Here is a 19,945-nt window from a genome sequence, read left to right on the forward strand (position 1 = left end):
ATGCGAGCCCTCATGCACTATTCATCTCTTGCGGCTGTGGCCAGCGACGCCAAACGGTCCTTGTCAAGGGGGCCGGTTGCGCTGATCCTTATCGAGGATGATGTCGAGGTCGCAAGTACAATTGCTTATCATTCAAAAGCGGGGTTCGCCCATCTTGTTGCCTTCTGCGCGCCAGAGCAAACGCTGCCCGCCGAACTGCCCGAGAATTTGCACCGCGCGGATTTTAATGTCAGCGCCGAGGATGCCCTGCAAACAATCACGAACACGATGATCAAAGCCCTGCCAGACCACTGGCTCTACTACTGCTACAATGCCGAATATCTTTTTTATCCGTTCTGCGAAGACCGCAGCGTGGGGGAAATGCTCGGCTTCATGCGCGAAGAGCGGCGGGACACGGTGATGTCCTATGTCGTTGATCTTTATGTCAAGAATCTGAAAGATTACCCCAACGGGGTTGATCGCGACGATGCCTATTTTGACAAATCGGGCTATTATGCGCTCGCCCGCGAGGATGCGGAAGGAGTAGTGCTTGAACGGCAAGTCGATATCTTCGGCGGCTTGCGGTGGCGGTTCGAAGAGCACATCGCAAAGGCGCGGCAACGGACCGACCGAGTCGCATTCTTCCGCGCGCAAGCGGGGCTGAAAATGCTGCCCGACAGGTCTTTTAATGTCGCCGAATACAATACCTATGCCTGCCCGTGGCACAACAACCTGACCGCCTCTGTCTGTTCTTTCCGCACGGCCAAGGCACTCCGGCGCAATCCGGGCAGTCGCGCGGTGATAGATACATTCCACTGGCCACAGTCCGAACCCTTTAACTGGCAGTCACAGCAACTTCTGGATTTGGGGCTGATGGAGTCGGGACAGTGGTTTTGAACGCCTGCCCCATTTGACGATGTAACGAGCAGTAAGGCCAGTCACTCGGCCTCTTGACCAGACCTGCATGCAAAGGCGCCGAGCGGATAAGGTGCATATGCAGGGCTAGATCATCGGCATCGCGGATCAGATGTTCCCAGAACCGGCGCTGCCATATCCCTTTTTCGCCACGTCTGCGGTGACTTTCGGGGATATGCGCCGGTGCAGGGACGTGGCGCGAAAACCCTGACTTGATCATCCGCCACCGTTTCGAAAAGTCATCATCCCCGTCGGGCAAGGTCCAGATCATATGCAACTTGTCGGGGAGAACAACAGCAGCATCAATCACAAACGGCCAGCGTTTGCGACAAACCCGCGTGGCGTCGCGCAGCAGGTCAATATGCGTGATCAGCAGGTCAGACCGGTGGTCCTGCAAACGAACAGTAAAGAAATAGGTGCCACCGGGCACGCGAAGGCGACGATAGTTGGACATTACGGCAGCGTCGCGCTGCAAGGTTAATTAATTATGAAACTCTACGGTTATTTCTGATCCACCAGACCCGTCAGGTCCGTCGCAGCCGGATCACCACATCCACAGATGCAATTTCCGCCCCTTCGGGCGCGTCCGGTAAATGACGGATTTCCAACTGCTCTGCGGGGGCATCGGTCAGCTTGGCCGTGTCTTCCCAATAAAAATGCGGATGATCGGTCATATTGGTGTCAAAATAGCTTTTCGATCCATCGACCGTAATCTCACGCATCAGCCCCGCATCGCAGAAAGCACGCAGCGTGTTATAGACCGTTGCCAGCGACACTTTCTCGTCCGCGTTCGATGCGGCGTCAAACAGGCTCTCGGCCGTCACATGCCGATCCTGCCCATCGCCCACCAGCAATGACGCCAGCGTCATCCGTTGCCGCGTCGGACGCAGCCCGGCTCCGGCCAACCACTTGGTAGTGCGCTCTGTCGCTGTATCTGACATGATCCCTCTTTTTGACAATTGTTCTCATCTATATGGTAAGAATATCCCCCGGATCAAATAAAAACACTCAGAAAACTGGCGCACTTGCCCTCATAAACCGCAGAGTGATAGAGGTCAGAGGAAGCAGTTAAGAAGAATGAGACCGGTCAGATGGCGGATTATCCAACCTATTTCGACAAAGAAGCCCTGCTGAAATGTTCGCGCGGCGAGCTTTTCGGCGAAGGAAATGCACAGCTCCCTGCCCCGCCCATGTTGATGATGGACAGGATCACCGACATCTCTGGCGATGGCGGCGAACACGGCAAGGGCCATGTGGTGGCAGAGTTCGATATCACGCCTGACCTGTGGTTCTTTGAATGTCACTTCCCCGGTAACCCGATCATGCCCGGCTGCCTTGGGCTTGACGGTTTGTGGCAGTTGACCGGTTTCAACCTTGGCTGGCGCGGCTGGCAGGGGCGCGGCTATGCACTGGGCGTCGGCGAGGTAAAGCTTACCGGTATGGTCCGTCCGGACCGCAAGATGCTGACTTACAAGGTAGATTTCACCAAAGCCATTCAGACCCGCCGCCTGACAATGGGTGTCGCCAACGGCATCGTTGAGGCTGATGGCGAGGTCATTTATGAAGTCAAAGATATGAAGGTCGCCCTGTCCGAGAGCTAGAGCTCTGGATCTGGCGTCCCAGCTTAAAGGAGAGGTGCCTATGCGCCGTGTTGTTGTCACAGGTCTCGGGATCGTATCACCGATCGGGAACAATGCCGAAGAGGTGCTTGCAGCATTGAGAGCCGGTAAGTCCGGGATCGAAGCCTCACCCGAAATGGCCGAGCACGGGTTTCGGAGCCAGATCGCGGGCACGCTCAAGATCGACATCAAGGACCATGTCGACAAGCGCACATTGCGCTTCATGGGGCCGGGTGCGGCATACGCGCACATCGCAATGGGCCAGGCAATCGCAGACGCGGGATTGACCGAAGATCTGATCGTCAACCCGATGACCGGCCTGATCGCAGGCTCCGGCGGGCCATCGACCTCAGCTATTCTGACGGCCCATGAAGTCGTCAAAAGTACCGGTTCCACCAAACGGATCGGGCCTTTCGCCGTGCCAAAGGCGATGTCCTCGACCGTCAGTGCAAACCTCGCGACGGCCTACAAGATCAAAGGCATGAATTTCTCGATTACGTCCGCTTGCTCAACCTCATTGCACTGCATCGGCATGGCGGCACAGCAAGTCGCCTTGGGCACGCAGGACATGATGTTCGCAGGCGGCGGCGAGGAACTCGACTGGACGCTGTCGTGCCTCTTTGACGCGATGGGCGCGATGTCGTCGAAATATAACGACACGCCGGAACGCGCGAGCCGCGCCTTTGACGCCGGCCGCGACGGTTTCGTCATTGCAGGCGGTGGTGCCATGGTCGTGCTGGAAACGCTGGAAAGCGCGCAGGCGCGTGGTGCCAAGATTTATGCCGAAGTCACCGGTTTTGCTGCCACCTCCGACGGTGCAGACATGGTTGCCCCTTCCGGCGAAGGCGGCGAACGGGCGATGCGGGGTGCGCTCAAGACGCTGTCTGCCGATCGCAAAGTCAGCTACATCAACGCGCATGGCACATCGACCCCTGTGGGTGACGTCGGCGAAGTCGAGGCGGTACGCCGCGTCTTCGGTCAGGGCAGCACCCCGCCAATCAGCTCGACCAAGTCGATGACGGGGCATAGCCAAGGTGCCACTGGCGCACAGGAAGCGGTCTATTGTCTGCTGATGCTGGAAAATGACTTTATTGCGCCTTCGATCAACGTGGAAAACCTCGATCCCGCTTTGGACCCTGTAGAAATCGCCACCTCGCTGGTCGAAGACGCAGGGCTGGATACCGTCATGACCAATTCATTTGGTTTTGGCGGCACCAACGGCTCCATGCTTCTTTCCAAAGTCAAGGATTAGGTAAATGACCATTTCAATGCAGGGCAAGCGCGGGCTGATCATGGGCGTGGCCAATGAACGGTCCATCGCATGGGGCATCGCCAAAGCGATGGCCGAGGCAGGCGCGGAACTGGCGTTCACCTATCAGGGCGAGGCGTTCGGCAAGCGGCTGGAGCCTTTGGCGCAATCGGTCGGGTCCGACATTATGGTCGATGTGGATGTGACGGATGACGCAAGCATGGACCTGGCCTTCCAGACCCTCACGGACCGCTGGGGCAAGCTTGATTTCGTCGTGCACGCCATCGCGTTCTCGGACAAGAACGAACTGACAGGGCGCTTCATCAACACCAGCCGCGAGAACTTCACGAACTCGCTGATGATCTCTTGTTATTCCTTCATTGACGTGGCCAGTCGCGCATCCCGGATGATGCCCGATGGCGGAACCTTGTTGACGCTGACCTATCAGGGGTCGAACCGCGTGACGCCTTTCTACAACGTCATGGGTGTGGCGAAGGCCGCGCTCGAATCAGCGACGCGTTACCTTGCCAATGACCTCGGCCCGCAGGGTATACGCGTCAACGCAATCAGCCCCGGCCCGATGAAAACACTGGCAGGCGCGGCGATTGGCGGCGCCCGCAAGACTTACAAGCACACCGATATGAACGCGCCCTTGCGGTCGAATGCAACGCTGGAGGCCGTGGGCGGCACGGCTGTCTACCTCGCCTCGGATGCCGGTGCCTGCACAACAGGTGAGATCATCCGCGTTGACGGTGGCTTTCACGTTTTGGGCATGCCGCAGCCCGATCATCTGGTCTGAACACCGCAAAAAGAAACGGCCCCGTCAAAGGGACAGGGCCGCCTTCTTATGTCTTGCGTTACGTCGCACTCAGGCCTCGTCGATTCCGACAACCTCGATCGCAAAGTTCAAATCTTGCCCAGCCAACGGGTGGTTTGCATCCAGCGTCACTTCGGTTTCGGTCACTTCGGCAACCGTCACAGGCACGACCTGCCCTTGTGGTGTCTGCATCTGCAACTGTGTGCCAACGTCCAGTGGGATGTCTGCGGGGATTCCTTCGCGCGGCACAGCCTGCACCGCTTCGGGGTTGGTGTCACCGTAGGCTTGGGCACAGGGTACTTCCACGACTTTCTTCTCACCGACAGCCATGCCGGGAATCGCGTTATCAAGGCCGTTGATGATCTGACCGGCCCCGACGACAAACTCCAGTGGATCGCGCCCTTCGGAGCTGTCGAATGTCTCACCGGTGTTCAAAGTTCCGACGTAGTTGATGCGTACGGTATCGCCTGCTTTTGCTTGGTTCATGGGTTTGCCTCTTTCATCCTTAACAAAAATTCGGTGCCACGGTACGCGTTGGAACACCGCAATGCAAACACATCGCCTCTTTTCGGCAGAACCCTGCCATGACACGATGCAGACGCAACCTTGGAGAAGAAAATGCCGATCACGACAGTTGTGTTTGATGCCTACGGAACACTGTTCGATGTGAACGCGGCCGCCATGCAAACGGCCAAGGACCCCGCACATGCGGATGTGGCCGATATCTGGCCAGCGCTGGCCCGTGATTGGCGGCTCAAGCAATTGCAATATACGTGGCTGCGCACGGTTGCAGGCCGGCACTGCGATTTCTGGCAAGTCACCCAAGACGGGCTGGATTGGGCGATGGAGGCACATGGGCTGACGTCCCTGACCACCCGCGCGCGTCTGCTGGAACTTTATCGGGAACTGGCAGCCTACCCCGAAGTGGCTGCCATGCTGGCGACACTCAAGCAACAGGACAAGGCGACCGCGATTCTGTCGAACGGATCGCATGATATGTTGCAAGGCGCGGTCACTTCGGCACAGATCGGCGATGTTCTGGATGCCGTGCTGAGTGTCGAGGATGTCGGCGTCTTTAAACCACACGCCCGTGTCTATGACTTGATCGGTATCCATTTCGGCTGTGCCAAGGATAATGTTCTTTTCGTCTCATCGAACGGCTGGGACGCGGCGGGGGCAGCGGGCTATGGTTTTCAGACTGCTTGGGTCAACCGCGCTGGCGAACCGATGGATCGTCTTTATGCATCGCCGCAGCATGTGCTGTCCGACCTAAGCACCATACCGGAGCTTGCCTGATGCCAAACTACACCTCGCATGACGGGCTGACCCTGCATTACACCGATGAAGGCGAGGGCCTGCCGGTGATCGCGCTTGCCGGACTCACCCGCAATGGCGCCGACTTCGATCATGTCGCTCCGCATTTACCGGTGCGCCTGATCCGGCCCGATTATCGCGGACGCGGACAGTCGGATTGGGCCGATCCCGCGACCTATACGATCCCGCAAGAGGCGCAGGATGTGCTGGCACTGATGGATCATCTGGGGCTTGAGAAAGCGGCGATTCTTGGCACATCGCGTGGCGGTTTGATTGCGATGGTGCTCGCGGCGACAGCCAGAGACCGACTGCTTGGCGTGGCCCTGAACGATATCGGACCCGTCATCGCGGAAAAGGGTCTGGACGTCATCAAAGACTACATCGGACGCAACCCTCCACAAAAAACCCTTGCCAAGGCAGCAGAGGCGCGCGCCAGACTGTGGACCCATTTCAACGACGTTCCGATGGACCGCTGGCTGGCCGAGGTGAAGGCACACTATAAGCAAACCGGAAACGGGCTGGTCATCCGCTATGATCCCGCACTGCGCGACGCCGTGCTTGCCGCCGGTGCGCAACCCGCGCCGGATCTGTGGCCTTTGTTCGATGCCTTGTCAGACCTGCCGCTTGCCCTGATCCGCGGCGCAAATTCTGACCTGCTGACCCTCGAGACAGCAGACGAAATGTCCCGCCGCCGCCCTGACATGATTCGTGCAGATATTCCCGGTCGCGGACATGTTCCTTTCCTCGACGAACCCCAAGCGCTGGATGCGCTGCACCTTTGGCTGGAGAAACTGCAATGAACATCGAAATGATCCGCGCCGCGGCCGGTCGCATCAAGGGCCATGCAAGGCGCACGCCGATCCTGACCTCGCCTTTCCTTGACGACATCGCTGGGCGGCGGGTTTTCGTAAAGGCCGAATGTCTGCAACACACGGGATCGTTTAAATTCCGCGGTGGTTGGTCCGCAGTGTCTGCCCTTTCCGACAAAGCCATCAAGACCGGCGTCATCGCATTCTCAAGCGGCAATCACGCGCAAGGCGTTGCCTTGGCGGCCCGTGAACATGGCGCACCGGCGGTGATCGTGATGCCCCGTGATGCCCCGACGATCAAGATCGACAACACCCGCGCGTTGGGGGCCGAAGTCATCCTTTATGATCGCGAAACGGAAGACCGTGACGAAATCGGCGCGCGCCTTTCAAAGGAACGTGGCCTGACCCTGATCAAGCCTTTTGATGAACCGCAGGTGATCGCAGGCCAAGGCACGACCGGACTGGAGATTGCCGAAGACATGAACGCCCTCGGCGTGACCCAGGCAGATGTGGTGGTTTGCTGTGGCGGTGGCGGGTTGACCTCTGGCATCGCGCTTGCTCTGGCCGCCGATGCGCCGGGGCTTCGGGTGCGCCCGGCAGAGCCGGAAGCTTTTGACGATGTCACCCAGTCTTTGGCAAGTGGCAAGATCGAAAGAAACACACGATTGGGCGGTTCGCTTTGTGATGCGATCATCACTCCGCAACCCGGCGATCTGACCTTTCCGATCATGCTGGAACACTGCGGACCGGGGATTGTGGTGACCGAAGAAGAATGCCTGCGCGCGGTTGGGCTAGCCTTCGAGCGATTGAAGATCGTGGTGGAACCGGGCGGGGCCGCCGCCCTTGCCGCCGCACTCTTCCATTCCGACGCATTCACAGGTGACGCGGTGATTGCCGTGGCCACCGGCGGAAACGTCGATCCGGATGTGTTTGTGCGTGCATTGGAAACCCTCAAGTGATCCGGCACAAGGATGACGCCGAGCCCCCTCTCCGGTCCGAGGGCAAGGCACTGGAATAGTCGCAAATGCAAGAAAAGATAATCACACGACCGGATGGAACCGGCATATACGCCCGCATCACCGGGCCCCGGAACGGTCCGGTGGTCGTGCTTTCGCACGCATTGGGAACGACGCTGCACCTATGGGATCCAGTGTTGCCATTGTTGCCCGCAGAGTTGCGCGTCTTGCGCTATGACATGCGTGGGCACGGTCGTTCCGGCGTACCCGATGCACCTTATACGATGGGTCAGTTGGTCAGTGATGCAGAGGCTGTCTGCGATAGCTTCGACATCAAAGACGCGATGTTTGTCGGCCTTTCGGTCGGCGGAATGGTGGCGCAGGGGTTGGCCGTGAAGCGCCCCGATTTGATCAGGGCGCTGGTGCTGTCGAATACCGCTGCAAAAATCGGCCATCCCGAGCTCTGGAAAGACAGAATTGATCGGGTCAACGCCCAAGGCATGTCGGGCGTTGCCGATCAGGTTATGCAGCGATGGTTCGGACGGAATTTTTATGGATCATCCGGCATGGTGCGCTGGCTGGACATGCTGATGCAGACGCCGCCGCAAGGTTACAACGGTGTATGTGCAGCCATTTCAGGCACTGATTTCTACACACCCACAAGCGGGTTGCGCATACCCACACTTGGCATTGCCGGAACACAGGATGGGGCAACACCCCCTGATCTGGTGCGCGAAACGGTCGACATTATACCCGGAGCACAATTTGCACTGATCCGGCGCGCCGGTCACTTGCCTTGTGTGGAAACGCCAGAGACATTCGCCCGGCACCTTTGTGACTTCATATCCGCAACAGGCCACCTTGCGACCGATGCTGCCTGATCGCGCTTGCAAAGTGAACCGCACAGCTTAATCCTGCACCGATGAACAAGCGCCTTGCCGTCACATTTATCCTGATCTCGGTCATGCTTGATAGTATGGGGATCGGGCTGATCATGCCCGTGATGCCCGATTTGATCCAAGAGGTCGAAGGGCAAGGCATTGGCGCTGCCGCTGTCTGGGGCGGCATCATGGCGACGACATTTGCCGCGATGCAGTTCTTGTTCGGGCCAACACTGGGCAGCCTCTCTGACCGGTACGGGCGCAGACCGATTCTGATCATTTCGCTGGTGATCATGGCGTTCAATTATGTGCTGATGGCACTGGCCATGACGATATGGCTGCTGATCATCGCGCGGGTCATCGGTGGGATCACCGCCGCGACACAAGCGACCTCGGCCGCCTATATGGCTGATATTTCAAAGCCGGAGGAAAAAGCGGCCAACTTTGGCCTGGTCGGAGCAGCCTTCGGTATGGGTTTCGTGCTAGGCCCCCTTATCGGAGGGGTACTGGCGGAATATGGCACCCGTGCGCCGTTCTGGGCCGCCGCCATGCTTGCTGCGGCAAATGCCGTTTTCGGGTATTTCGTCCTCCCCGAAACCGTCACTGACCGGATTCGCCGCCCCTTCGAATGGCGCCGTGCGAACCCGCTTGGGGCGTTCAAGAACATCGGGGCTCTCCCCGGTCTCAAGCGGTTGCTGCTCATCGCCTTCGTCTACACCATCGCGTTCTTCGTCTATCCCGGCGTCTGGGCCTATTTCGGGGCGGAACGCTTCGACTGGGGCCCGGGGATGATCGGCTTGTCGCTCGGGCTTTTCGGGATCGGGATCGCCATTGTGCAAGGTGTGCTGATCCGGCCCATCCTAAAGCGGATCGGGGAACGCAAGGCGGTGATCCTTGGGCTGTCTGTCGATGTGCTGGCCTTCATGGCGCTGGGTTTTGTGACCAATGGTTGGATCGCGCTGGCGCTGACGCCACTGACGGCACTGGGGTCAATCGCGGGGCCTGCCTTGCAGGGGATCATGTCGCGCACTGCGTCCGATGACCAACAAGGCGAATTGCAGGGTACAGTGACCTCAATCAATGCTGTCGCTACAATCGTGGCCCCTTTGATGGTCACGCAGACCTTCTGGTTCTTTACCGCAAGCAATGCCCCGTTCTATCTGCCAGGCGCCCCTTTTCTGCTGTCTGCGGTCCTGACCATCGGCTGCATCATCGTCTTTATGCAGACGCCAAGGCCAAAGCGCGTCCGCGTCACCTGAAGGACGTTTTCAGACTTGCAAGCGCGGACGACTAAAAGCAGGGTCGCATCCAAGACATGAACCAAGGACAACACCATGCCAGAAATAAAAGCCGCCGTTTGCCGTGAATTCGGCGCGCCACTGACCATCGAAACCGTCACGCTCGCAGCGCCCGATACAGGCGAGGTCGAGGTCACGCTGAAAGCCTGCGCGATCTGCCACTCCGATATTTCCTACATCGACGGTGCATGGGGCGGCACCCTGCCTGCGGTCTATGGGCACGAGGCTGCGGGACACGTCACTGCGGTCGGCACTGGCGTGCGCGGCGTTGCGGTCGGCGATCCGGTGGTGGTGACCCTGATCCGTGCCTGCGGCACGTGCCCCTCCTGTGCGTGCGGCAAGCCGGTCGCGTGCGAAGGCGACATGGCCAGCGGACCGATCACCGGCGCTGCGGGCGAACCTTTGCTTCAGGCTATGAACACCGGCGGTTTTGCAGAGCGGGTCGTTGTGGATCAAAGCCAGATCGTGAAGCTCTCCGGCGGGATCACAATGGAGGCTGCATCGCTGCTGGCTTGCGGCGTGATCACCGGCGTCGGTGCGGTCGTCAACGCTGCGCATTTGCGCGCCGGGCAGGATGTGGTCGTGATCGGTGCAGGCGGCGTCGGCCTCAACGCGATCCAGGGTGCGCGGATCGCCGGTGCACGCCGGATCATCGCAGTGGATATGTCCGAAGAGAAACTCGCAATCGCAAAGGAATTCGGCGCGACCGACGGTGTACTTGCAACGCAGGAAAAACCATGGCGGCAGGCCAAGGCCGCGATGGGACGCGGTGCCGATGCCGTCTTTGTCACGGTCGGCGCGATCCCCGCCTATGACACGGCACCACAATATCTGGCAAACGGCGGCAAGGTGATTATGGTCGGTATGCCCCATTCGGGTGCGATGTCGACCTACGAGCCGGTGATGCTGGCTGCAACAGGGCAAGGTATGGTGGGCTCCAAGATGGGTGACGTGGTGATCGCACGTGATATCCCGTGGATGGTCGATCTGTATGAACAAGGGCGGTTGAAGCTTGATGAGCTGATTTCGGGCCGCTGGTCACTTGACCAGATCAATGAAGCGATTGCGGATACCAAGACCGGCAGCGCAAAACGCAACGTGATTGTCTTCGATTAGGCTAATCGCCTTTGCACGAAAGGATGCCCCATGAAACTCGCTGATCTCGATATTATCGTCACGGCACCACCTGCCCCCGGCTGGGGCGGGCGCTATTGGATCATTCCGAAAGTAACGACGGACACAGGCATCGTAGGCTATGGCGAATGCTATGCCTCTTCCATCGGGCCGGACGCCATGAAAGCCGTGATCAAGGACGTTTTTGCGCGGCACATGGCGGGCGAAAATCCGGAAAACATCGAACTGATGTTCCGCCGCGTCTATTCATCAGGCTTCACCCAACGCCCCGATCTGACGGTCATCGGCGCATGGTCGGGGTTGGAAATGGCCTGTTGGGATATCCTAGGCAAGGACCGCGACCGCCCCGTCCATGCCCTGATCGGCGGGCGCATGAATGACCGCATCCGCGCCTATACCTACCTTTATCCGCGCCCGTCACACCCGCTGCCAGAGTTCTGGGCCAGCCCTGATATGGCCGCAGAAGTCGCACTCGATATGGTTGAAAAGGGATATACGGCTGTCAAATTCGATCCCGCAGGCCCCTACACGATCCGCGGCGGGCATATGCCATCGCTGCATGACATCACCCTGTCGGTGGCTTTTTGCAAGGCGATCCGTGACACCATTGGTGACAGTGCGGACCTCTTGTTCGGCACACACGGACAATTCAGCACCGGCGGCGCGATCCGGCTGGGCAAAGCCTTGGAACCCTACAGCCCGCTTTGGTACGAAGAACCGATCCCGCCAGATAACGTGGCCGAGATGGCAAAGGTCGCAAGTGCGGTCGGCATACCCATTGCAACCGGCGAACGGCTGACGACAAAGGCCGAGTTTGCACCGATCCTGCGCGCAGGGGCAGCGACGATCCTGCAACCCGCCTTGGGGCGCTCCGGCGGTATCTGGGAAACCAAGAAGATCGCGGCGATGGCAGAAGTCTATAACGCGCAACTGGCCCCGCATCTTTATGCGGGTCCGGTGGAATGGGCCGCCAATATCCAACTGGCAGCGTCGATCCCGAATATCCTGATGGCTGAAACCATCGAGTCATCGTTCCACAACGACCTTATCAAGGGAACGATCACGGTCGAAGACGGGTATATTCCCGTCCCGACCGCAGCGGGCCTTGGCATCGACTTTGACGAAGACCTCGCGCGTGCGCACCCCTACACCGACGACGGGTTGCATCTGCAAATGCAGGAAGCGCCGATTGGATACCATGGTGTGAACAGTTTTGCAGGGGGCGCGCCGGTCAAGCGGGAAACGGCCGACTGAGAGAGCCCGGCGGGTGCGGCAAATTTTCTTTTCAAAACCGCTCCTTTTGGCCAAAGTCACCCTATGAAATTCCTGCGTCAATTTGCAGCCCGGATCGTGGGGCAATCCATCCGCATCTTCGCGCGCGCGATCACCGCCGTGCGCGCCGACTGGAAAGGGATCGAACCGGTTCCGCGCCAACGCGTCTATTTCGCCAATCACACCAGCAACGCCGATATGCCGATGATCTGGTCAGTACTGCCGCCCGCGATGCGCCGCACCGTCCGTCCGGTGGCCGCCGCCGATTACTGGCTGAAGACCAGACTTCGCGCCTTCGTCGGGCCAGAGGTATTCAATTGCGTGCTGGTCGACCGCAGGCCCGAGGTCAAAGACAAACCGATGGACAAGATCATCGCCGCCCTTGACGAAGGATCGTCACTGATCATTTTTCCCGAAGGCAACCGCAACATGACCGACGACCCCCTGCTACCGTTCAAGGCGGGGCTCTATAACATGGGTGTCGCACGGCCCGAGGTCGATCTGGTGCCCACATGGGTCGCCAACCTGACCGAGATCATGCCCAAGAGTGAAATCATCCCCCTGCCCCTGATCTGCACGGTAACATTCGGCGAACCGATCCATGTGCGCGAGGGCGAAAGCAAGAACGAGTTCCTCAAGCGTGCCTCTGACGCGCTGCTGGCCCAACGCCCTCAGGAGCGGACATGAGCAGCACAACGACTGATATCCTGCTGCTGGCCCTTGGCTGTTTCGGAATCCTGATCGCATTCACAGTCCTGGGCGAAGTCCTGCGGGCGCGCCAACCCGTGCACGAACCCAACCCTTTGCTCGATACCTACATGACCCGCGTGCAAAGCTGGTGGGGCATGGTCGCCTTTGTCGGGGCGGCACTTTTGTTGGGCAAGCCGGGTATCATGATCCTTTTCGCCTTCGCCTCTTTTGCCGCCCTGCGCGAAATCCTGACACTCACAGCCAAGGCGCAGGCAGATCACCTGTCTCTGGCGCTGGCATTCTTCGCTGTATTGCCGCTGCAATATATCTTTGTGAGCCTTGGCTGGACCGGATTGTTTACCGTGTTCATTCCCGTCTATGCCTTTCTTTTCCTGCCCATGGTCTCGGCCCTGCGCGGGAACCCGCAACGGTTTCTTGTCCGCGTGGCCGAAACCCAATGGGCGCTGATGATTGCCGTTTTCTGCGTCAGCCATGTGCCTGCGCTCATGTCCTTGGACATCGACGGTTATGGTGATCGCTCACTCTTGTTGATCGCGTTTTTGGTGATCGTGGTGCAACTCGGCGATCTGCTTGATTTCTTTTTCGGGCGACGTATCGGGAAACACAAGATCGCTCCCGGCCTTTCGCCGAAGACATGGGAAGGCATGATCTGCGGTATTCTCAGCGCGATGGTCATTGGTGCGCTGCTGGCATGGATCACACCCTTCGGTGTGGTTGGAGCCGCACTTATGGCAGGTGTCGCATCGCTTGTCGGCATGTTCGGCAATCTTGTCATGGCGGCCATCAAACGTGACCGGGGCGTGAAAGACTGGTCACACCTGATCCCCGGACAGGGTGGTTTTGTCGATCAACTTGACAGCGTGATCTTTGCAGCGCCGATCTTTTATCAACTCACCAAGGTTTTCTATACCTAGGTCCGCCCCACAAATTGCGGCAACTTCGACAGGTTCTTGGCCACCAGCGTACCGAAACCGCCCACGCCATGCCGCATGATCGCACGGTAGTCCTCGCGGCTCTTGCGGATCATATGGGCAAAGGACCTGTTGCTTACACCACCCATCTTCATCTGCACCATGACGTGTGGGATGTATCCCAATCGAACCTTGCCAGCCGTCAGGAACCGCAGCATGGCATCATAGTCGCCCGAGATTTGATAGCTTGTGTCATAAAGCCCTGCACGCTCGAAAACCGCGCGGCGCAGATAAAGCGTCGGATGCGGCGGCATCCAGCCCCGCTTGAGGTGTGCCGCAGAATAGGGCCCCGCGATCCAGTGCCGGATCACCTGTGTGGCATCATCGCGCGAAACATAGTCCAAGTCTCCATAGACGCCGTCGATACCGGGGTCGTCCAACGCAGCGGCAACATGCGCCAGCACGTCCGGCGCTGCCAGTTGGTCATCGGCATGCAACAGCCCGATGATATCGCCCGAGGCGCGGGCAATCCCACGGTTGATCGCATCGTAAATACCGCTGTCCGGCAGTGATCGCAGCGCCATGTTCTGATGCCCCTGTGCCTGCAATATCGCAAGCGTCGCGTCGGTTGATCCGCCATCCTGCACGACATGTTCCACATCGGGATGATCCTGTGCCTTCAAACTTTGCAGCATCGCAGGCAGGGTCGCCTGCCCATTGATCACGGCGGTCACAACAGAGATTTTCATGCAGGGATATCCTTTTGATTAACTTCAGGGACCGTCACGTCAATGTCCAAAACATCCCTGATTGCCGCTATCGGAGAGGCTCCGGTGGCACTCATATGGCGGCGTAACTCAGCCAGTTTCGCGTCCACCAGATAGCGGTACCAAAACCCCTGCAGCACATGGAAAGCGCGCGCTTGCGGGCCATCCAGAAAACCAAGGCGGAAAACATAGCGGTAGACAAAATAGCCGCCTGCGCGCAGGCCCGCAGGCAAATGCGCATAAAGATGCAGCTTCAGCCACCGCTTCATGGCTGCGGCTCCGGCGCCCGGCAGATCGCCCGCATCTGGCAAAAAGCCATGCTCCCGGTTCAACACGTCAACGACCTCGCGACTGGCGTAGGCATTGTGTTTGGCCACCCACCAATCAAGCGGGTTCAGATTGTCGTCGATGATCTGCCCGCGCAGGTGAGTGGTCAGTCCGTCCACCACGATATGTTCGTCCATCCATCGCGCCTCGCACCGCGCCTTGCCATTGCGAAACAAGCGCATCGTCGGGACAGGAAACACGCCGCCATGACGGACCAAATACCCCATGAATTTGATCCCCCGCCCCACATAGCAGCCGTCAACATCCGGCAAGCCTGCTGAAATCTCGGCGGCTAGCACCGGCGTGACGACCTCATCGGCATCCAGCCGCAGCACCCAGCCAGGCGCATCCCTGATCTGGTCCAGCGCCCAGTTGAATTGTACCGCGTGGTTGGTCCACGCATGAAACAGCACCTCTGCCCCGTGTTCCTGCGCAATCTGTACCGTTGCGTCGGTCGAGCCGCTGTCGACCACGACAATGCGGTCGGCCAACGCGCGCACGGAAGCGATCGCCCTTGCGATGTGGCGCGCCTCATCTTTGGTCAGGATGATAACGGTCAGCGGTGTCAAACCATCACCTCCTGAAAGCCCTGCCCCGCCAGATCGCGGTACAGCCCTTCAAAGGCCGCCACCATCGCCGCCGTGGAAAAATCACGGCGGACCCAAGCGCGTCCACGCTCGCCCATTTGCAGAAGATCATGCTCTGCAAGTGCCGCAATCTCTGCGGCAAGGTCACTGCGCGACAGATCGATGCAACGTCCACAGCCATGCCGTTCTAGCTCTTGCCAAGGCGTTCTCTGTGTCGTCAGAACCGGTACGCGATGGGCCAGCGCCTCGGCGACAACGATGCCGAAATTCTCGGAATGGGATGGCAGGACAAACAGATCGGCCCCTGCAAAGGCGGCAGCTTTCGCCTTGCCTTCGACATGTCCATGCATGCGGATACGGCCATTTGAAAAGTTGGCACGTAGCTGCAACATCCGCGCGTAGGCCGCATCGCCGGTGCCGTAAATATCCAGAGTGAAACGGGACGGCAGACGGGCCATCGTATCGAAAAGGGCCTCCAACCCCTTCTTTGGATGAAGACGGCTGAGAAACATCAAACGGCAGCCGGACCCGTCCCTTTGACGCTGCGGCAGGTCCACGGGAATATCGACCGCGTTTGGAATGACCGCACGCGCAATGCCCTGCAAACGTCGCACGCTTTGCCGGGCTTCCTGTGCAGCGGTCACGTGCAGCACGGTGTCTCTGGGACGAAAAATATTGGCCAGATGTTCAAACCCGTGCTTGATACGCAGGTGCGGGGCTTCGGCCCAATCCTCGGTGGCTTGGAGTGCCCCACGCGGGGACCAGACCAGAGGCTTGCCCAGCACACGCGCCAAGGCAAAAGCAGGCAATGTCGGCATATTGTAGGTGCCTGTAACATGTACCAAATCAGCCCAATGGATCGCGCGTGGCAAACGCGCCAAAAGGTCCGGTGCAATGCAATGCCCTGCCATACGGCGCGCGTAATGAACGGGATAGGGCAGCGTGGCAGGCGTGACACGATCCGAAATCGCAGGACCCGCCGCATCCGATGTCAGGACCTGCAATTCCACATCGGGCACAGCCGCGATGCCATCACAAATCGCCTTGGTCGACCAGATCGGTCCGCCCCAATAGGTGGCCGGATAGAATGTCGGAACGATGTGCAGCACCTTCATGCCGCCACCTCGACCAATTTGCGATAGCCTACGATTTTGGCAGGATTGCCCACCACAATCGCCCCAGCCGGTACATCGCGTGTCACAATCGCACCTGCACCAATCACGGCACCGGACCCGATGACACGACACGACGCCAGAACGACAGCCCGCATGCCAATCCAGACATCGCGTTCAATCGTCTTGGGCAACTGCATCGCGGCTGCGTGCGGGTCCAACCCATGATCATGTGTATAAATAACCGCCTGTTCCGACACCAAGACATCGTCGCCCAAGGTCAAGCCACCGGTCATGTCCAACAGAACGTCACGATTGATTTGCACCCGATCCCCGATCTGCAAAGCCGCGTCGTCACCCTCGGCCGCCACACCCACACCGCGCCAGAAAATGCAGTCCGCCCCGATACTGACCCGATCAGGACAATCAAAGCGGATGCCGGTCTGGAACCGCGACCGCAGCCCGACCTTCGCAAGGCTGGCCCGATGCAACCGTGTTGCAAGCCGGTGCGCCAACCGTCGCCGGACCGCTGCCCAGATCCGCAAAGTCCAAAAACAAAGCCTAAACATAAAGTGACCCTTTCGCGTTGAATGGTGTGGACACAGCCAGCCGATAGCGCGGCAAAAAGAGGGTGATCATCGCAAGGATCAGCACCCCTTGCGCCGCAGCCCCCACGATGAACCCGCTGAATGATGAATGGAGCGACGCCTGCACAAACGGATAAAGCAGCAACGGATAAAGGGCGAAGCCGGCAAATCGCAATGTTGCACGCGCCGAGAGAAGCGCCACTTCCAAGCGGCGGTAGACCCAGCCAAGCACAAAGCCCACAAGAACGCCCGCCCAGCCAAAATTCATGAAGGCCTCGCCGGGGCCGGTGACGTTGAACGCCCCGCCGGTGGCCACCTGCATCACGTCACGCTTGAGGAAAACGCCCAGATCAATCGCGGGCTTGTCGACCCAGATTGCACGCGGCACCCAGCCAAAGGCCCACCAACCATAGCTTTCGCCCAGCAGGTAGGAGTCGGGCTTTACCTGATCAGTCACCATGATCGCCGCGTTGATATCGAGGAAATACGTAGAGCCGACGATCTGATGCAAAAGTGAGGCATCGGTACCGCGTAGCGTGGTCATATAGGCGCTCAGAAACAGGACGCCGACCGCTCCGGCGGTCATCTGGATCACCGTGCGCAATCCAACGTGAAACCCAAGCAGCAGATAGGTTGCACTTGCAAAGACCAGCAACTCGACCAATTCGAACCTGTCGCCGGACACCAAAGCAATGGCCACAAGCAGACCCGCCAGCATCGCAGCCTGCGCCATAAGCCAACGCGACTGCCGCACAAGCCCCTGTGCCAACAGCAAGACGAACGCGCATTTGGGAACGACGAACAAGGTCTTGAGGCCTGCCAGCGTCGCACCCACCCCGTTAGCGCCCACGTTGATCTGCTTGTCCTGATTGAACACGGTCAAAAGATCAGCCGAGAAAACGGATAGGCCCCGCGCCTGCAACAACAGCGCAAATGTGAATCCCGCCACTGCAAAAGCCGCAGCAAACAGCCAGCCTTGGCGGACCAGCCCGTTAGCCACGATCCGCGCCTCGCGGACGGCAGGTGCTGGATCAATCGGACGCACTGCACAGCGATAGCCCAGACACATCAGCAAAATAAAACCGGCCAGATAGATCGCCCCCGTCTGCTTCGCAGCGGATGTGTCGATATAGCGGCTGTAGAAGGCGTACTCTGGCATTATGCCGTAAACCGCGACCTTCAGCAGAAAACCGAACGTGCAGAAATAGCCCAGCAAATGCATCGGAGACAAAAAGCGCACCATCCCGTGCCGCACACCCAGCCAAAACGGGATCACACAGCAGATGAGGGCCAACAGCAAGGTCAGGAGGTTCTCCATTGCCCCCCCTTCGCGCGCAGCAAGACACGCGCCGATGTATCAATGTCCAGTCGGCGTTTCGCAGCCCACCAAAGGGCGATGCCACCCAGCGTCAGCGCACCGGCATACCCCAGCGCATTGGACGTTGCGCTCAATTCCGTGCCCCACCACTGAGACCAAAGCAGGTAGAGGAGGACCATCAGCAGGCGCGCAGCCAGCGCAAGCCCCGGTAATCCGCAAAGCGTCACCACGGTAAAGCTTGACGCCAAGGCCACCTGTCCCAAGGCTCCCAGCAGCAGAATTGAAAAAACAAGGGCAGAACCACCTCCGGCCTGTTGCGGCAGGACGTAAGGCAAGAGCGGCACCAGCAGAACGCCAAATCCGAAAAGCGCAAGCCCAGGCAACATTGCAATCTGGCTGCCATACGCACTGGCGCGTGCCAGCGCGATCCTGTCACCCGCACCATGCGCTGCCGAAATATCAGGTGAGCTGACCCATGTCGCCACAGTGACCGGCAAAGCAACCAGATTGGCGATGCGGCGCAATACGGCATAAACACCCAACTGCTCGGCGGACATCACGGCCCCGCCGACGATCAGGTCCATCTGCGCGACTGCCATGCCCAGTACCGACGCCGCCCAAAGCGACATGCTGAAATACGGACGCCCACCAGTCGAGAGCAACAACTGGCAACGACGCCGGTAAATCCAGATAAAGCCCGCGACAGACAGCGCACACATCGTTCCGGCAGACCCAAGCAGAATCACTTCAGCCTGCGCGCCCTGCCCCGCAACCCCGGCCACGCCCAAGGCAACCTGTGGCCCCGCATCGCGCAGCGCCATCGACGCCTGTACACTTCCCAGCGCCCGCATCACCGTGGCCAGACATACTAGGACATTGGTGACAAACCCCGCAATCAGGATGGCGGCCCACGGCATATCCGGCCAAATCCCCATGCCGATGGTCCAGACGAGCAGAGCCAGAAGACAGGGGAAGAGAACAGCGATCTTGCAGATATCTACAGCGCGCATCCCCTGCCCGTCAGTCAACATGCGCAACAGGATCACCGGCCCACCCAACGAAACGACCGTGCCTGCGACCAGCGCCGCCCCCCAAACTGCCGCCAGACGGCCAAATGTCTCAAATCCCAGCAGGGCGGCAAGACCAAGCATCACCGCGAAATTCAGGCCCACTATCGCAACCCGCAGGCCAAGAGCCTGCGCGGTACCTTGCTTTGCCAAACTTGCGAGCTTTGCTCCGAGCATCGAACGAAAACCATCTATACGCGCCGTTAACCAAAGACGGCGTCAGCTTTAGTCCTCATTCATTGTGATTAATTAAAGGTTAACTCCTTTGTGGTGTCTTGGCTGTGAAGGACCAGAACCACCGGAGCTCGGTTTCAG

The 19,945-nt window shown here is 59.1% G+C and carries 22 protein-coding genes; 13 read left to right on the forward strand and 9 right to left on the reverse strand.

Annotated features, from left to right (window positions below; translation table 11 throughout):
• Positions 1-12: 12 nt before the first annotated feature.
• A complete protein-coding gene (locus R6T97_RS06855) occupies positions 13-876 on the forward strand; it encodes a hypothetical protein (protein WP_410348547.1) in 864 nt (287 codons plus the stop codon).
• Here R6T97_RS06855 and R6T97_RS06860 read toward each other — a convergent pair.
• Both R6T97_RS06860 and irr read right to left on the reverse strand, forming a co-directional pair.
• Entirely contained in the window at positions 815-1,348 is a 534-nt protein-coding gene (locus R6T97_RS06860; RefSeq protein ID WP_410348548.1) for an REP-associated tyrosine transposase, read from the reverse strand. The genes R6T97_RS06855 and R6T97_RS06860 overlap by 62 nt on opposite strands.
• 70 nt (positions 1,349-1,418) lie before the next feature.
• On the reverse strand, positions 1,419-1,835 hold the full coding sequence (gene irr / locus R6T97_RS06865; protein ID WP_410348549.1) for a Fur family transcriptional regulator Irr: 417 nt from the start codon (positions 1,833-1,835) through the stop codon (positions 1,419-1,421).
• 150 nt (positions 1,836-1,985) lie between these two features.
• Here irr and fabA point away from each other — a divergent pair, with 150 nt between their 5' ends.
• Genes fabA through R6T97_RS06880 form a run of 3 tightly spaced genes read left to right on the forward strand, consistent with a single transcriptional unit; the run spans position 1,986 to position 4,561 of the window.
• Positions 1,986-2,495 (forward strand): bifunctional 3-hydroxydecanoyl-ACP dehydratase/trans-2-decenoyl-ACP isomerase, encoded by a 510-nt coding sequence (fabA, locus tag R6T97_RS06870; protein WP_410348550.1) that lies wholly within the window; start codon positions 1,986-1,988, stop codon positions 2,493-2,495.
• A 40-nt stretch (positions 2,496-2,535) separates the two neighbouring features.
• Entirely contained in the window at positions 2,536-3,765 is a 1,230-nt protein-coding gene (fabB, locus tag R6T97_RS06875) for a beta-ketoacyl-ACP synthase I (protein ID WP_410348551.1), read from the forward strand.
• 4 nt (positions 3,766-3,769) lie between these two features.
• Positions 3,770-4,561 carry an enoyl-ACP reductase gene (locus tag R6T97_RS06880; RefSeq protein ID WP_410348552.1) on the forward strand — a complete coding sequence of 264 codons (792 nt, stop codon included), beginning with the start codon at positions 3,770-3,772 and terminating at the stop codon, positions 4,559-4,561.
• Between the two features lie 69 nt (positions 4,562-4,630).
• Here R6T97_RS06880 and R6T97_RS06885 read toward each other — a convergent pair whose 3' ends face one another.
• The gene (locus R6T97_RS06885) at positions 4,631-5,065 is read right to left on the reverse strand and encodes a peptidylprolyl isomerase (RefSeq protein WP_410348553.1); all 435 of its coding nucleotides are present in this window, start codon (positions 5,063-5,065) and stop codon (positions 4,631-4,633) included.
• Between the two features lie 132 nt (positions 5,066-5,197).
• On the opposite strand from R6T97_RS06885, the gene R6T97_RS06890 reads away from it, so the two are divergent.
• The 9 genes from R6T97_RS06890 to R6T97_RS06930 all read left to right on the forward strand — a co-directional run bounded on the left by R6T97_RS06890 (position 5,198) and on the right by R6T97_RS06930 (position 13,868).
• Entirely contained in the window at positions 5,198-5,875 is a 678-nt protein-coding gene (locus R6T97_RS06890; protein WP_410348554.1) for a haloacid dehalogenase type II, read from the forward strand.
• Positions 5,875-6,693, forward strand: a complete 819-nt coding sequence (locus tag R6T97_RS06895; RefSeq protein ID WP_410348555.1) for an alpha/beta fold hydrolase — start codon at positions 5,875-5,877, stop codon at positions 6,691-6,693. Before R6T97_RS06890 ends, R6T97_RS06895 begins: the two co-directional genes overlap by 1 nt.
• Positions 6,690-7,661, forward strand: a complete 972-nt coding sequence (locus tag R6T97_RS06900) for a threonine/serine dehydratase (RefSeq protein WP_410348556.1) — start codon at positions 6,690-6,692, stop codon at positions 7,659-7,661. Before R6T97_RS06895 ends, R6T97_RS06900 begins: the two co-directional genes overlap by 4 nt.
• A 65-nt stretch (positions 7,662-7,726) precedes the next feature.
• Positions 7,727-8,539, forward strand: coding sequence for a 3-oxoadipate enol-lactonase (gene pcaD / locus R6T97_RS06905; RefSeq protein WP_410348557.1), 813 nt, complete (start codon positions 7,727-7,729; stop codon positions 8,537-8,539).
• A gap of 41 nt (positions 8,540-8,580) precedes the next feature.
• Positions 8,581-9,798, forward strand: a complete 1,218-nt coding sequence (locus R6T97_RS06910) for a TCR/Tet family MFS transporter (RefSeq protein ID WP_410348558.1) — start codon at positions 8,581-8,583, stop codon at positions 9,796-9,798.
• A gap of 75 nt (positions 9,799-9,873) precedes the next feature.
• Positions 9,874-10,953 carry a zinc-binding dehydrogenase gene (locus R6T97_RS06915; RefSeq protein ID WP_410348559.1) on the forward strand — a complete coding sequence of 360 codons (1,080 nt, stop codon included), beginning with the start codon at positions 9,874-9,876 and terminating at the stop codon, positions 10,951-10,953.
• A 30-nt stretch (positions 10,954-10,983) separates the two neighbouring features.
• The gene (locus R6T97_RS06920) at positions 10,984-12,225 is read left to right on the forward strand and encodes a mandelate racemase/muconate lactonizing enzyme family protein (RefSeq protein ID WP_410348560.1); all 1,242 of its coding nucleotides are present in this window, start codon (positions 10,984-10,986) and stop codon (positions 12,223-12,225) included.
• Positions 12,226-12,288: 63 nt separating this feature from the next.
• Positions 12,289-12,930, forward strand: a complete 642-nt coding sequence (locus R6T97_RS06925; protein WP_410348561.1) for a lysophospholipid acyltransferase family protein — start codon at positions 12,289-12,291, stop codon at positions 12,928-12,930.
• Complete coding sequence (locus R6T97_RS06930; protein ID WP_410348562.1) at positions 12,927-13,868, forward strand: phosphatidate cytidylyltransferase; 942 nt, start codon at positions 12,927-12,929, stop codon at positions 13,866-13,868. The genes R6T97_RS06925 and R6T97_RS06930 overlap by 4 nt, the downstream gene beginning before the upstream one ends.
• Here the strand turns inward: R6T97_RS06930 and R6T97_RS06935 are convergent.
• The 6 genes from R6T97_RS06935 to R6T97_RS06960 are packed head-to-tail and all read right to left on the reverse strand — an operon-like array spanning position 13,865 to position 19,807.
• Complete coding sequence (locus R6T97_RS06935; protein ID WP_410348563.1) at positions 13,865-14,614, reverse strand: glycosyltransferase family 2 protein; 750 nt, start codon at positions 14,612-14,614, stop codon at positions 13,865-13,867. The genes R6T97_RS06930 and R6T97_RS06935 overlap by 4 nt on opposite strands.
• Complete coding sequence (locus tag R6T97_RS06940; protein ID WP_410348564.1) at positions 14,611-15,528, reverse strand: glycosyltransferase family 2 protein; 918 nt, start codon at positions 15,526-15,528, stop codon at positions 14,611-14,613. Before R6T97_RS06940 ends, R6T97_RS06935 begins: the two co-directional genes overlap by 4 nt.
• A complete protein-coding gene (locus R6T97_RS06945) occupies positions 15,525-16,661 on the reverse strand; it encodes a glycosyltransferase (protein WP_410348565.1) in 1,137 nt (378 codons plus the stop codon). The genes R6T97_RS06940 and R6T97_RS06945 overlap by 4 nt, the downstream gene beginning before the upstream one ends.
• Positions 16,658-17,227 carry an acyltransferase gene (locus R6T97_RS06950; protein WP_410348566.1) on the reverse strand — a complete coding sequence of 190 codons (570 nt, stop codon included), beginning with the start codon at positions 17,225-17,227 and terminating at the stop codon, positions 16,658-16,660. Before R6T97_RS06950 ends, R6T97_RS06945 begins: the two co-directional genes overlap by 4 nt.
• On the reverse strand, positions 17,220-18,563 hold the full coding sequence (locus R6T97_RS06955) for an oligosaccharide repeat unit polymerase (protein ID WP_410348567.1): 1,344 nt from the start codon (positions 18,561-18,563) through the stop codon (positions 17,220-17,222). Before R6T97_RS06955 ends, R6T97_RS06950 begins: the two co-directional genes overlap by 8 nt.
• The gene (locus tag R6T97_RS06960; RefSeq protein WP_410348568.1) at positions 18,548-19,807 is read right to left on the reverse strand and encodes a lipopolysaccharide biosynthesis protein; all 1,260 of its coding nucleotides are present in this window, start codon (positions 19,805-19,807) and stop codon (positions 18,548-18,550) included. Before R6T97_RS06960 ends, R6T97_RS06955 begins: the two co-directional genes overlap by 16 nt.
• Between the last annotated feature and the right edge of the window lie 138 nt (positions 19,808-19,945).

It is taken from the genome of Yoonia sp., from assembly GCF_046498525.1.
Taxonomy (GTDB): domain Bacteria; phylum Pseudomonadota; class Alphaproteobacteria; order Rhodobacterales; family Rhodobacteraceae; genus Yoonia.